The organism is Veillonella parvula DSM 2008 (assembly GCF_000024945.1).
Lineage (GTDB): Bacteria > Bacillota > Negativicutes > Veillonellales > Veillonellaceae > Veillonella > Veillonella parvula.
This window is the reverse complement of sequence record NC_013520.1, coordinates 667,763-681,965: the sequence shown is the minus strand read 5'-3', so window position 1 is coordinate 681,965 and position 14,203 is coordinate 667,763. Positions and strand designations below refer to the sequence as shown.

Below are 14,203 nucleotides of genomic sequence, written 5' to 3'. Positions count from 1 at the left end.
CTATACTTCTTCGAGCCCCAACGGGTCATACGTAAGTGCTAATGCTTCAATCTTCTTTAGTCGATGGCCAATTCCAGATTTAGATAGTTTCCCCTCCATCAACTCTTCAAGTTCTTTTAAACTCGCTTCAGGATTCTCCCACCGAAGTCTTGCAACGACGCGCAACTTTTCTGGTAATTCTTCAATGCCGATTTCTCTATCAATAATACGGATTGCTTTTACCTGACGAACTGCTGCATCCACAACCTTCTGTAAATTTGCAGTCTCACAGTTGACTTGACGATTAATTTGATTCCGTACGGTTTTCATAATCCGCACATTTTCAAATTCCATAAGCGCCGATTGAGCACCCATGATTTGCAAACAATTTGTTACTGCATCCCCTTCTTTAAGATATACTACATACTCTTCCTTCCGCTCCGTTAATCCTGCATGAATGTGAAAAAGCCGTAATACATGGATAATTTCTCTCGCAAAAATCTCGTTTCCCGTCATAAACTCAAGATGGTAATCACTTTGTGGTTTATTAACAGAGCCTCCTCCTAAAAAAGCTCCCCTTAAAAAGGCACGGCGCGCTTCCATTGATTTGAGCCAACTGCGAGGGATTTGTTCGGTTACAGGCCATAAAGCGAGATCCTCTAAAGCCTGTCTCCCCTCTATAGAAGGTTCCACAGAGAGCGTATACATATTTTTTTTACGCAGGTTTAAACCTTGTCGTACTAATACATTTGTAGGTAATTCGTATTGCTTTTTCAAAATACCAAGCAACCGACGAGCTACTGCATTATTAGCCGTAGCCAAACGAATGCCAACGGCACCTTTCATCCCCAAAATGATAGATCCGCTCATACGCAATAAGCAAGACGCTTCAATTTTCATGGCCACATCCGCATCACTAGAGGCTTCATATTGGCATAATTCATTTTTTACATCTTCTGCAAATGACATGGACATCCCTTCTCATTAATGATCATCTCGTTGAAGATAATATTCTAAGATATGCGGTTCAGTGTTAGATTGCATAGCATGAATGATATCCATAATAACTTTACCTAACCGTTCAGGATCGTGAACAGCTGGTTTTTGAGGGTTAATTAAGGTAGCTCGTATAGTGCGGATTCCTTTGTCTTGTAACTTTTTAGTATCTAATACCAATGGTTCAGATCCTACAGCACTATATTGTTCAACCATTTGAATTGGCAACGGCCCATCATTGGCAAGAACAGTATCTATAATTCCTTCTCCGCCATGAGCAATTAAAGCCTCTACATGGTCATTTAATGTGTAGCCTGTGGTTTCACCCGGTTGTGTCATAACATTAGCAATATAGATTTTATTAGCCTTACTGGCACGTACATGAGAGGCCAATTTATCAGTTAGTAAATTTGGGATAATGCTTGTATATAAACTACCAGGACCTAAAATAATCACATCCGCTTCATCAATGGCACGTAATGCAGCCCCCTCTGGCTTAGGCAATGCTGGATCACTATAGATATGACGAATCCGTTTACCCGAGTGTGGTATATTACTTTCACCTTCTACAATAGTGCCATCTGTCATCTCTGCACGCAATTTAATGAACTCTGTAGAGGAAGGAATTACACGACCACGGACACGCAACAATTTACTAGCCGCTTCAAGAGCTTCTTCAATATCTCCATCGTAAACTTGAGCAAGAGCAGTGATAAAGAGATTACCAAAGCTGTGTCCAGAAAGCTCATTTTCCCCTTCGAAGCGGTAACGGAATAAGTTCTCCATTACCCCTTCTTGTTCAGCTAGTGATACTAAACAGTTTCTTAAATCACCAGGTGCTATCATTTGAAAATCTTCTCGCAAGCGGCCAGAAGAACCTCCATCATCAGCAACTGTTACAATCGCAGATAGGTTTGATGTATGTGATTTCAAACCACGCAATAAATTTGATAAGCCTGTACCCCCACCGATGACTACAATTTTTGGCCCCTTATCGAGTCGGATATTTTGAAAAATAATATCCGATACCTTACTGTCAGGATTAGGTAGTACCGCACGAATAATCGTTTTTATAACTTTACTCGTACCGATGAGCATTAATAAAGCGCCAATCGATAATACTACAGCCCCTACAGCAATGAGTACATTATAATTGTAAAAGCCCGTCATATTATAAGAAAAGGCAAGTACAATATCTTCAAGAACCGCAAGCCATTGATAGTTAAAAATCAAAGAAATACCAATAATTAAAAGACCTACACCACAACTAAATAGGGCAAGCCAACGTTTTATATTTAGACCCGGAATTAGCCACCGGAACCATCCTTTTCGCAACATAATCCCCCCTATCTAGTTATCAAGTGTTATAATTTCATGAGGATTATAATCTTCTTCTACATTATTTTTCATCATATCTCTATGTTCAACAGTTACACGATATCCTTTTTCTAACAAGTGGGAGTATAGAGTCTCTGCCATAGCTACAGATCTATGCATACCACCTGTGCAACCTACTGCCACAATAAACTGAGATTTCCCTTCTTGTTCATAATTTGGTACAAGGAAATCCATGGTATCAAAGTAACGTTTTTTAAATTCCTCGGTTACTTCAAAGGAATGGATATATTCATTCACTGCTTTTACACGACCTGTTTTATGACGAAACTCAGGAATATAAAATGGATTTGGTAGAAAACGAACATCCCATACCATATCTGCATCGAGAGGAATACCATATTTAAAACCAAAGCTCACTACAGTAATAGCCATACCATGAGCTTCATCAACCTGAGCAAAGCGCGTTTTTAAATACTCTTTCAAGCTAGCTGTTTTCATATTAGTGGTATCAATAATAAAATCTGCTTTATGGCGCACAGAGTTAAGAATTTGGCGTTCCTTCTTTAGCCCTGTTGTAATCAGCCCATTAGGAGCCAATGGATGACTCCGTCGACTTTCCTTATATCGACGAATCAAAGTCTCATCTGTAGCATCCATAAATACAATTTCAAAATCTACCTTCATATCTTTTAATGTATCTAAAGATGAAGAAAGAGCTTCAAAAAATTCGCCACCCCGAATATCTACAACAAGAGCAACGCGATTAGTCCGTTCTCCACCTTGTCGGCAAATTTCACTTAATTTAGGGATCAGCACAGGGGGAATATTATCAATACATAAATACCCCATATCTTCTAAAGCTTGCAATACCTGAGTTTTGCCGGCACCTGACATACCTGTAACTATTAACAAACGAAATGCTTCCATAGTTTTACTCCATTATAAAAGATTATCTTCAATCCAATGGGCTACGCCATCGTCATTATGGTGGCCACAAATTGTATGAGCCACAGATTTTACATGATCTGTAGCGTTTTCAACAGCTACAGAGTAACCTGTTTTACGTAGCATAGAAATATCATTTTCTGCATTACCAAAAGAAACGATATGTTCTAAACTAATATGATTATCTAAAGCTAGTTGTGTCAAAGCACGCCCCTTTGACACATTAAGGGCAACGATTTCTAAAAAGTCTTTTTGGCTACGAACTAGAGTCACCATATCACCAACTCTAGGAGTTAAAATTTCAATAATTCTGTTAATTCCTTCTACTGTATCTATGGCAATTAGCTTATTCGGTTCAGAGTTTAAACTATATAACGTATCACCTAAAAATTCTGCCGTAGCACCAGTCTGTTTTTCATAGAGAGCGGACTGCCACGTCTTATGATGACATAATAAATGATCATCCACATAAGATTGTATATGCCAATCATATTGTTTTGCTAATTCATAGATACGACGTACGGCTACAATAGGAACAGTCTGTTCAAATAGTTTATATCCTGTTTCTAATTCTTGAATGAGGCCACCAGAAAATAAAATCAGTGGCACATTACCAAGCTTTAACGCCTGACCAATGGGCTTAGCCGTTTGGTACATACGCCCCGTAGCAATCGTAATAGCAACACTCTTTTGCTGCAACCGATGTAATACATCTACTGTATAGTCAGATATAGAATTATCGCTACGCACCAAAGTTTCATCACAATCGATGGCAACCATTTTGATATGAGAAAAAGAAGGATTCATGTTTGTCGCCTTTATAGAAATTTTAAATACTCTTTATTATACCATTAATAGTGGCACTATAGATAGAAATAAGCGGTAATAACCCTAATAATGATAAGAAAGTTTACTCATGGAAATTTCATTAAATGCAAAATCCTCTATTATCGACAAATCATTCTATATTAATTGAGTAGACAGCATTAATGAAACACTATAATAAAAAGCCTCATATAATTTTATATTAAACACAAAAAAGAGACCCCCGAAGGAGTCTCTTTCATATGAGTAACTATCAAATTAGAATTTGTAGTTAAGGTCTGCACGGTAGAAGTCAGCTTTATCATTACCGTTTTGATCTTTCCAATCAAAACCGTAGTTAGCTGTTAAGCCTACGTTGTTTTGCAATGCATAGTCAACAGTTGCCATCCAACCTTTAGCATCTGTAGTGTAGATGTGGTTGTAAGTAGTATCAATGATAGGAGCATTTTCTTTTGCGTTGAAGTATTGACCTTTTACGCCCCAAGTACCTTGTTTTTTGATGTCGTAGTTACCATAACCTACGCCAGCTGTCCAAGCTTGAGATTCTTCAAGGCTAGAAGCTTTCAACCATTCGCCACCAACCCAAATTTTATCGAAGTTAGCATCAGCATTGAAACCATATACGTTTCTAACATCATCATCTTGGTTAATACGGTCATAGAAACCACCAACCATAGCATGTTTACCAACTTTACCATTAACATTTACGATAAGATCAGTAACATTTTCCTCTTTAGTCAAGCCAGCTGCATCGCCAGATACCATGTAACCATAAGCTACTTGTGCATTAACTTTGTCATTACCAGCATTGAATTGAGCACCATCAAAAGTACCATCAAATGCTAAGCCACCACCAACAACTTGACCGAAACGGCCAGCTTTCAAGGATACGCGTTCACCGAATTTATGGTTAACATATGCGCGATCGATTGTAGCATTTGCTTTACCTTCAGTTCTGGAGTCACCTAATTCGAAGTTACCAGATGTCAAACGAACAACTGCATCAGTGCGATCGTTTACTTTTGCGTTGAATTGTACACGTGCACGAGCGTCGAATTTGGATTTAGCATGTTCAGCATCTTTATAACGAAGACGAGCATCACCAGTAACTTTTACGTTACCAACGCGGTCTTCCAAACGAGCTACACGAACGCCCAAGTTGTTCAATTCGTTAGAGAATTCATCAGCTAAACGGTTGATCATAGCTTGTTGTTCTGCGTTAGCGCGGTCTTGGTTAGCCATAGCTTTAGCTACCATTTGAGCCATTTCGTAACGAGTGATGTTGTTTTGGCCTTTGAAAGTACCATCAGGATAACCGTTAACGATACCAGCGTTTGCCAATTGAGAAACTGCTTGGTATGCCCAAGAATCTGGAGTTACATCGGAGAATGGGTTAGCTGCGAAAGCTGTAGTTACACCCAAAACTGCTGTTGCTGCAAAGATTGCTGCAAATTGTTTTTTCATAGTTAAATTCCTTCTTTCTGAAAAAAATAGAAAATAAAATGTTACAAGTCATAACATTCACATTCTACTCGTTCTTCAGATTAAGAATGTATAGGAGTGTCCACGTTTCCTCACCATATTCTACATCGAAGATCTTCGTTTCATGTATGTATCATGACCTGTACGGTGATAGTATCACAACCTTTTTTCTATGTAAAGCCTTAACACCTATATTCAGCCTTATTACTGAATACTCTCTATTTTAAAAATTTCATGAATGCAGTAAAAATCTAACTTCATGAACATTTTTTCATTTTATAGTTTTATACAAAAAAATTTTTTATCAGATTTAAAAACCTAAAATTATATTAATAAAACTAATTATATTAACATTCATTTATTAATATAAAAAATGAAATTATAAACTATATTATCATTATATTTATTTGCTAAAAAAGAATATCCTACTTACGCTCTATGTTAAATTGATAATACTCTAGGATGTTCACCGTGTATATTAATCTTCAAACTACAAAAAAGAGACTCCCGAAGGAGTCTCTTTCATATGATTAACTATCAAATTAGAATTTGTAGTTAAGTTCTGCACGGTAGAAATCGCTAAGATCGGAACCGCTTTGAGTTTTCCAGTCGAAACCGTAGTTAGCGGACAAACCAACGTTGTTTTGCAATGCATAGTTAACAGTTGCCATCCAACCTTTAGCATCTTGAGTGTAAAGATGATTATAAGTAGTATCTACGATAGGTGCATTTTCTTTTTGGTTAAAGTATTGACCTTTCACATCCCAAGTACCTTGTTTTTTGATGTCATAGTTACCAAAACCTACGCCTGCTGTCCAAGCTTGAGATTTTTCAAGGTTGGAAGCTTTCAACCATTCACCACCAACCCAAACTTTATCGAAGTTAGCATCAGCATTGAAACCATAGATGTTTTTAACATCATCGGATTGGTTTACACGATCATAGAAACCGCCTACCATAGTGTTTTTACCAACTTTACCAGTTAAGCCAAGGTAAGTATCAGTTACGTTTTCTTCTTTAGTCAAGCCAGCTGCTTCACCGGATACCATATAACCGTAAGCTGCTTGAGCTTGGATTTTGTCGTTGCCAACGTTCAATTGAGCACCGTCGAATGTGCCGTCGAACATCAAGCCGCCACCGATAACTTGACCGAAACGACCAGCTTTCAAGGATACGCGTTCGCCGAATTTGTGGTTAACATATGCGCGATCGATTGTAGCATTTGCATTACCTTCAGTAGTGGAGTTACCCAATTCGAAGTTACCAGAAGTCAAACGAACTACAGCGTCTGTACGATCGTTAACTTTTGCGTTGAATTGTACACGTGCACGAGCGTCAAATTTAGATTTAGCATGTTCAGCATCACGGTAACGAAGACGAGCATCACCAGTAACTTTTACATTACCAACGCGGTCTTCCAAGCGAGCTACACGAACGCCCAAGTTGTTCAATTCGTTGGAGAATTCATCAGCCAAACGGTTAATCATAGCTTGTTGTTCAGCGTTAGCGCGGTCTTGGTTAGCCATAGCTTTAGCTACCATTTGAGCCATTTCGTAACGAGTGATGTTGTTTTGACCTTTGAAAGTGCCATCTGGGTAACCATTGATAACACCAGCGTTAGCCAATTGAGAAACTGCTTGGTACGCCCAAGAATCTGGAGTTACATCGGAGAATGGGTTAGCTGCGAATGCAGTAGTTACACCCAAAACTGCTGTTGCTGCAAAGATTGCTGCGAATTGTTTTTTCATAGTTGAATTCCTTCTTTCTGAAAAAAATAGAAAATAAACTGTTACAAGTCATAACATTCATATTCTACTCAGCTCTTCAGATTAAGAATTTCAGGAGTGTCCATGTTTCCTCGCTATATTCTACATCGAAGTTCTTCGTTTCATATGTTTGCTACTTCTTGTACGGTGATATTAGCACAACCATTTTTTCATGTAAACCCTTTTTTCTCAATTGTATTCTCAATATCTTATTTTTATAACTTAAAATATCTTCAAGATTAGATTATATCTAGTTTTATAGGGTATAACTTTTTTCATAAAAAAATTTAATTTTATATCCCTTTCTATTAATTGAGAATTTTTATTATATTTTTCATTAAGTTAAACTTATTAATACATATATAATTAATAAGAAATTTATCGTTCTATACAGAAAGATTTTATAAATATATCCTACAATATAAGGGATATAATTCTTGATAACCACTAAATTATTCGATTACTATTAATATTATGTATTTATAAAACATTTTACTATATATATACTATTATATATAAAATAATTCATAATACTTTTATGCAACAAAAAAAGACTTCCGAAGAAGTCTTTTTTTTGTTTGTGAGGGAATTAGAATTTGTAATTTAATTCTGCACGGTAGAAATCGGAAAGATCATTACCGCTTTGGTCTTTAGAGTTGAAACCATAACCAGCGGATAAACCTACGTTATCTTGTACTGCGTAGTCTACGCTAGCCATGTAACCTTTGTAACCATTAGATGTATTTGTTAAATCATATGCTTGATCCCAAGTGGAACTTACGATTGGTGCATTAGCTTTTTGGTTGAAGTATTGACCTTTCACATCCCATGTACCTTTTTTAGCGATGTCGTAGTTACCATAGCCAAGACCTGCTGTCCAAGCTTGAGAATTATCTACGTTGGAAGCTTTCAACCATTCACCGCCAGCCCACAATTTATTTTTACGGAAGTCCGCATTGAAACCGTAAACATCTTGTTTATCGGAATTAACTGTTACACCATTGTGGTTCAAGTTGCCGCTAGATAATCTGGAGTAGAAACCACCAACAGAGGATTCTTTACCAACTTTACCTTTTAAGCCTACATAGGATACAGATGGGTTATCAGATTTGGAGTTGCCATCAGCAGCACCATCAATCATATAACCATATGCACCTTGTACTTGAACTTTATCATTACCTACGTTCAATTGTGCACCATCAAATGTATCATCGTACATCAAACCGCCACCAATTGTTTGTTGGAAACGACCAGCTTTAGCAGATACGTTGCTACCAAATTTGTGATCTACGTAAGCACGATCGATTGTTGCTTGAGAACCTTTAGTAGAGTCACCAAATTCGTAATTACCTTTTACACGAACAACTGCTTGTGTTTTATCATTTACATTAGCATTGAATTGTACACGTGCACGGCCGTCAGTTAAAGATTTACTATTAGCTTTGTAAACACCTTTGTCTTCAGAACCTTGGTAACGGATACGAGCATCACCAGTTACCTTTACATTACCTACACGGTCTTCTAAGCGAGATACTCGAACGCCAAGGTTGTTCAACTCGTTAGAGAACTCATCTGCCAATCGGTTAATCATAGCTTGTTGTTCAGCGTTAGCACGATCTTGGTTAGCCATAGCTTTAGCTACCATTTGAGCCATTTCATAACGAGTGATATTGTTTTGGCCTTTGAAAGTGCCATCTGGATAACCATTAACGATACCAGATTGTGCTAATTGAGATACTGCTTGGTATGCCCAACTATCTGGAGTTACATCGGAGAATGGATTTGCAGCAAATGCTGTTGTTACACCTAACACTGCTGTTGCTGCTAACATTGTTGCGAATTGTTTTTTCATAATGAATTCCTTCTTTCTTATAAATAAGAATTTATATTTGCAGAAGACGTTCACTACATAAGTAGTATCACTATGAAAGATGTATTAGGAGTGTCCATGTTTCCTCAACTAAATTATCTATCGTAGCTCCACTTCTTTGTAGCGTAGCCTTTCTGTTGATGTGAATATACCACCACCCCAAAACTTTGTAAAGCATTTTACACAACTAAATTTTATGAAATTTCTTTCATGAATAGAAATTATACCGAAAACATAGATTATTACTGCATTTTTAAAAATTTAATTTTACAAAATTTCATTTTATAGTCTAAAAAAATAGATAATTTTATTATCTACAGCCACAAATTTAATAATTATCACTTATTAAATTTACCTATACTTATAATTTATATTAATTCATTTGTTTGAATTGTTTATTTTCTATAAGATTACTAAGTGATATATTTAGATTCAACCTAGTCGTCTTGCTATATTTATTTAGTATACATTTCACAAGATACGACGTAACTTAATCCTTCTTAACTTATAAAAAAGCCTATCTATGATGTATTTCATCATAGATAGGCTTTCACGATTATTAAATTGCGTAAGAAACAAATCCTAAAATATGGTCAACAGGAACTGGGCCGATAAACCGACTATCACTAGAATGATTACGATTATCCCCCATCACAAATACATGACCTTCAGGAACTGTTACAGGTGTAGACCGAGTATAATTCATTTTTGTATCTTTTGTATATGGCTCTTGTAATTTCTCTCCATTACGCCATACATACCCATCTTTAAACTCTAGTACATCACCAGGTCTACCTATTACACGTTTTACCCATACATCATTTGTTTGAGCGGATTTATTAAAAACAGATGCATAGTTCATCAGTGGTTCTTTTACATCATCCACCCATGTACGAACACGATTAACACGACTATCAATAATAACGATTTGTCCATATTCGGGCATATCATTCATAATATGATGCCATTTGGTAACAATCAAATATTGTCCATTGTGTAATGTATCATCCATTGATTCCCCAGACACTCTAGTAGGTTGAATCAAGAAAATATGAATTATCATAGCAATGATTAATGCCAATGCAATAGCATAAATCCAATCTAATATTTCTTTTACTATTGTATTACCTAACTTATTACTCATAGTTTCCTCTTAATGACCACCTTTCGTAAATCTCCCACCAAAGACATCATGTACGTCTTGGATCGTAATAAATGCTGTAGGATCTACTTCATAAACGGTATCCTTTAATCTTGTAATTTCTAGCCGCGTTACTACAGAATATAATACATGTTTCGGTTGTTTTAAATACCCACCTTCTCCGTACATAATAGTAACACCACGATTAAGATTAGCATTTAATGCATCAGCAATAATCTTGGAATTATCTGCATCGGTAATAATCATAACCCCTTTAGATTCTTCAAGTCCAGTGATGGTCACATCAATCATCTTATAAGCAATAAAATAAGCAATTAAGGAATACATGGCACTATTCCAACTATATACAAAGCCCGCTGCTCCAAGAATAACTAAATTCATGGCCATTACAATTTCGCCTACAGAAAAGGTGGACCGTTTATCAAAGATAATAGCTACAATTTCAGATCCATCTAATGAGCCACCATTACGAATAATTAGCCCTACCCCAATACCTAAGATTATACCACCAAAGATTGACCCTAAAAATGGGTCAGTTGTAATAGGTGTAAAGCGGTGTGCAATGGTAGAAAATATTGCCATCCATATAATAGAGAACAAAGTAGACAAGGTAAATCCTTTACCAATTACTTTATAGCCTAAATATAAAAAGGGTAAGTTGAAAAGTACTACGAAAATGCTAAAAGAAATACCTGATAGTTCCGCAGCCATCAAAGATATACCAACTACCCCACCGTCAATGATACTATTGGGTACTAAGAATAAATCTAACCCTATCGTATATATTAAGGCACCTAGAGTCATCATTACACAGCGCATAATAAGATTTGACCAGTTACGCATTGAAGTTTCATTCGTCATGATTATCTCCTTTTCCGTATAACTGCTCCATAGCATGTAATCTTTTCTCTTCTAACTCACTTGAACTCATAGTTTCTTCTTTGATTGCCGCTTCGTTCTGAGCTAACTGCTTCGTATAGCGCAAGCCAATAACGAGAGCCGTCAAATCATCTACAGGTTCTGGTGGAAATTGCATAGATGTAGGAATAATCTTGCGCCACCCTGTAGGAGGATTATATTGCCAATATAATTTACGGGCCTCCTCTGTACTGTGAGATTCGTCGATTAAACTAGTTGTAATTTTATGATTACGTCCAATTTGTTGAAGAGAAGGATACAAGTGTTTATGATTTGTACCATTTCCACAAACAATATGAACAATACCATAATATTCAGTTAAAATACGCTCAATATCTTTATTGAAAGTATTTGAAGAAATAATTTTACGGCATATCATCTCACCGGAAGGTGAAAGTATAGCTACGCCAGTTTTCTCATTTCCTGGATCCACTGCTAAAATATATGTATTTTCAGTCATTTGATTATCCCCTTTGTAAGTACAGTAGTTATATTTTAACATAAAAAGAAGGTCTTATGTTGAAAATTACATAAGACCTTCTTTTATAATGTATGAAAACAGCATACCTTCATCATATTAATTAGTTTACATTTTTGCCTTATCATTGAAATCTGGCATTTGAGTAATACGCAACTTGAGGTGAACAGGACCAGATGAATATGTGTCGCCATCAGTATAAGCTTCCACATGAACCTTGCCACGCATAGTACTTATTCTTTTAATGGCTGTAAACAAATCATCACCAGGTATCGTTCCAATATCACCTGATAAGGAATCAGGAATAATACCCTTTGCCTTAGCACGTTCATTTACTTGTTTCAAGAATTGAAGCATAGACGATTGAGCATTAGTACCCCCATCAATTACTGTAGAGTGAATTACCTCTCCATTTTTATAGATAAATTGTTGTGGATATACTTGAATAACTGCAACTGCAGGTTCACCTGAAATAATATTTCCGGCTGCCACAACTTGAACCACCATAGGAGTCTTGGAATTGATTAGCTTTTGAGTAGCTACCTCAACATTTTGTCGATCTACATACACAACGGATTGACCATTATCTTCTATACCTAAGCGACGTAAAACAAGTTTATTTGTATCATCGATAATATGTTTAATAGCATTATTACTATCTTCTTCACTTAAACCAGGTCGTACAACAGCTTGTGCTAATAACTGATCTACTTGGAAGAGAATGGTTCCTTCCCGTAAATGAATGATGCCATTCTGCAATTGTTCTTGTGTATTTTGTAGATTCTTAATATGCGCTTCCATCTTAGCACGTGTTGCTTCAAGCTCAGCTACCTTTTGAGACACCTCTGCATAAGAGGCTTGTAAAGATGCCAATTCGGCTTCTGTTGCGTCTTTAGCAGCTTGTGCACTCGCCAATTCAGCTTTTGTAGCCTCTACTTCACGGCGAATTTGTTCAATCTCAGCCATCCGTTCTTCAAGCTCTTGTTTATTTTGTTCTAACAAAGCCTGCCCACGAATCAGTTCTTGCGTCTTTGCAGCAACCTCATTATTCAGCTGCTTCATATCAGCTCGCAACTGATCCATACCGAACAATGCGGTTCGCACACTTTGAGACGTAAAGGTTAATACCCCAACCGTAGCTGCTGCAACTAAAAGGCCTGTCACAATAGTAACTATAATAGATGTGTGCTTAGGTCGTAATCCAAAGAGGGACATACGACGTTTACCAATTTTAGTGCCTAGCTTATCCCCCATGTAAGCAATGAGACCACCCATAAGAGCTATAATTATTAAGATTTTAACACCTACTAACATCATGTCCCTCCTTTCTCCTAAGAATACAATCTGTTATTTCGATACACGCCAATTCAAATACAGCCCTGCAATAATACCTAATGTATCCGGTATTAATGCAGCCAATAAGGTTGGCAATGCTCCACCTTTCCCTAAAGCACCAGCAAAGGTCATCACCCCATAATAAATAAAGATGATGAGAATACTAATACCAAAGCCGATAGATGAGCTAGAGCGTTGCTTTTGAAGGCCTAAAGGTGCACCTACGAGAGCAAATACAAAACTTGCCAACGGAATTGTAAAGCGTTGGTACATTTCCATTTCAAGTTTATTAGCATTAGTATAAGCAGCCTTATAAGCTCTGATTTGGTGACGTAACTCCTTAATCGTCAATTCCTCAGGCTTACGTTGATCTTGTTGAATATCTTTTGGGGCAGACTTAATCGGCAATGATTGCTCCTTAAATTTCATGGTACGTTCAACACCATTACCAGCTGATAAATCATAGATGATACCATTCTGCATCACCCAATATTGACCATTCCAGATAGCTGTATCAGCATTTTCAACTTGTTGTAACTTGCCGCCCTCCCCAAATTGTTGAACCGTAATCATGGACAACTGTTTGGTTTCAGCATCATAGCTCTTAGCATACATCAATGTGCCTAGCTCATCACCATTCATCGTTTTTAACACAATATGATTTTGTGTTTGAGGTGATGCATTTTTCATAATTTGTTCGCGCACAATCGTTTGATACATATGATTTGTACGAGGTACAACAAATTCATTAAATGCTACTGCCCCAATGGAAATGATGAGGGCAATAATATATACAGGCATGGCCAAGCGTAAAAAGCTTAGACCTCCAGCACGCATAACAACGATTTCACTAGTGCTACTCAAACGACTAAAAGTCATAAGAGAAGCCAATAGTACTGACATTGGGAATGTTAAAATAACAATACTTGGTAAAGCCAAGACAAATGCTTGCATAACAAGCAACAATGGTGCTCCATATTCAGTAATATATTGAGCAATCCTAAACAATGTGCCTGTACCAATAAAAATACTAGTAAAAGCAAAAACCCCAAATAGGAATGGGCCTACAAAAGCTTTTAAAATATATTTATCTAATAATCGCATAGCCC

12 protein-coding genes are annotated in these 14,203 nt (G+C 36.9%); all 12 read right to left on the bottom strand.

The window, feature by feature from the left end:
* The 12 genes from whiA to VPAR_RS02780 all read right to left on the bottom strand — a co-directional run bounded on the left by whiA (nt 1) and on the right by VPAR_RS02780 (nt 14,198).
* A complete protein-coding gene (whiA, locus tag VPAR_RS02835; protein ID WP_012864088.1) occupies nt 1-948 on the bottom strand; it encodes a DNA-binding protein WhiA in 948 nt (315 codons plus the stop codon).
* A 15-nt stretch (nt 949-963) separates the two neighbouring features.
* Nucleotides 964-2,313, bottom strand: a complete 1,350-nt coding sequence (locus VPAR_RS02830; protein WP_012864087.1) for a gluconeogenesis factor YvcK family protein — start codon at nt 2,311-2,313, stop codon at nt 964-966.
* Nucleotides 2,314-2,325: 12 nt separating this feature from the next.
* Nucleotides 2,326-3,240, bottom strand: coding sequence for an RNase adapter RapZ (gene rapZ / locus VPAR_RS02825; protein WP_012864086.1), 915 nt, complete (start codon nt 3,238-3,240; stop codon nt 2,326-2,328).
* A gap of 12 nt (nt 3,241-3,252) precedes the next feature.
* Nucleotides 3,253-4,065, bottom strand: coding sequence for a Cof-type HAD-IIB family hydrolase (locus VPAR_RS02820; RefSeq protein WP_012864085.1), 813 nt, complete (start codon nt 4,063-4,065; stop codon nt 3,253-3,255).
* A gap of 276 nt (nt 4,066-4,341) precedes the next feature.
* Complete coding sequence (locus VPAR_RS02815; RefSeq protein ID WP_012864084.1) at nt 4,342-5,547, bottom strand: putative porin; 1,206 nt, start codon at nt 5,545-5,547, stop codon at nt 4,342-4,344.
* Nucleotides 5,548-6,107: 560 nt separating this feature from the next.
* Entirely contained in the window at nt 6,108-7,313 is a 1,206-nt protein-coding gene (locus tag VPAR_RS02810; RefSeq protein WP_012864083.1) for a putative porin, read from the bottom strand.
* Nucleotides 7,314-7,920: 607 nt separating this feature from the next.
* On the bottom strand, nt 7,921-9,183 hold the full coding sequence (locus tag VPAR_RS02805; RefSeq protein WP_012864082.1) for an S-layer homology domain-containing protein: 1,263 nt from the start codon (nt 9,181-9,183) through the stop codon (nt 7,921-7,923).
* Nucleotides 9,184-9,760: 577 nt separating this feature from the next.
* On the bottom strand, nt 9,761-10,345 hold the full coding sequence (gene lepB, locus VPAR_RS02800; protein WP_012864081.1) for a signal peptidase I: 585 nt from the start codon (nt 10,343-10,345) through the stop codon (nt 9,761-9,763).
* A 9-nt stretch (nt 10,346-10,354) separates the two neighbouring features.
* Nucleotides 10,355-11,224 carry a YitT family protein gene (locus VPAR_RS02795; protein ID WP_012864080.1) on the bottom strand — a complete coding sequence of 290 codons (870 nt, stop codon included), beginning with the start codon at nt 11,222-11,224 and terminating at the stop codon, nt 10,355-10,357.
* Complete coding sequence (locus VPAR_RS02790) at nt 11,214-11,741, bottom strand: RuvC family protein (protein ID WP_012864079.1); 528 nt, start codon at nt 11,739-11,741, stop codon at nt 11,214-11,216. Before VPAR_RS02790 ends, VPAR_RS02795 begins: the two co-directional genes overlap by 11 nt.
* A gap of 126 nt (nt 11,742-11,867) precedes the next feature.
* On the bottom strand, nt 11,868-13,073 hold the full coding sequence (locus VPAR_RS02785; RefSeq protein WP_012864078.1) for a DUF3084 family protein: 1,206 nt from the start codon (nt 13,071-13,073) through the stop codon (nt 11,868-11,870).
* A 33-nt stretch (nt 13,074-13,106) separates the two neighbouring features.
* Nucleotides 13,107-14,198, bottom strand: coding sequence for an LptF/LptG family permease (locus tag VPAR_RS02780; protein WP_012864077.1), 1,092 nt, complete (start codon nt 14,196-14,198; stop codon nt 13,107-13,109).
* Nucleotides 14,199-14,203 lie beyond the last annotated feature (5 nt).

Excerpts from the sequence above, each read along its gene's own strand:
- VPAR_RS02820 (WP_012864085.1), bottom strand. The coding sequence starts at position 4,065 with ATGAATCCTTCTTTTTCTCATATCAAAATGGTTGCCATCGATTGTGAT.
- VPAR_RS02830 (WP_012864087.1), bottom strand. The coding sequence starts at position 2,313 with ATGTTGCGAAAAGGATGGTTCCGGTGGCTAATTCCGGGTCTAAATATA.
- VPAR_RS02805 (WP_012864082.1), bottom strand. The coding sequence starts at position 9,183 with ATGAAAAAACAATTCGCAACAATGTTAGCAGCAACAGCAGTGTTAGGT.
- rapZ (WP_012864086.1), bottom strand. The coding sequence starts at position 3,240 with ATGGAAGCATTTCGTTTGTTAATAGTTACAGGTATGTCAGGTGCCGGC.
- whiA (WP_012864088.1), bottom strand. The coding sequence starts at position 948 with ATGTCATTTGCAGAAGATGTAAAAAATGAATTATGCCAATATGAAGCC.
- VPAR_RS02795 (WP_012864080.1), bottom strand. The coding sequence starts at position 11,224 with ATGACGAATGAAACTTCAATGCGTAACTGGTCAAATCTTATTATGCGC.
- VPAR_RS02815 (WP_012864084.1), bottom strand. The coding sequence starts at position 5,547 with ATGAAAAAACAATTTGCAGCAATCTTTGCAGCAACAGCAGTTTTGGGT.
- VPAR_RS02790 (WP_012864079.1), bottom strand. The coding sequence starts at position 11,741 with ATGACTGAAAATACATATATTTTAGCAGTGGATCCAGGAAATGAGAAA.
- VPAR_RS02810 (WP_012864083.1), bottom strand. The coding sequence starts at position 7,313 with ATGAAAAAACAATTCGCAGCAATCTTTGCAGCAACAGCAGTTTTGGGT.
- VPAR_RS02780 (WP_012864077.1), bottom strand. The coding sequence starts at position 14,198 with ATGCGATTATTAGATAAATATATTTTAAAAGCTTTTGTAGGCCCATTC.
- lepB (WP_012864081.1), bottom strand. The coding sequence starts at position 10,345 with ATGAGTAATAAGTTAGGTAATACAATAGTAAAAGAAATATTAGATTGG.
- VPAR_RS02785 (WP_012864078.1), bottom strand. The coding sequence starts at position 13,073 with ATGTTAGTAGGTGTTAAAATCTTAATAATTATAGCTCTTATGGGTGGT.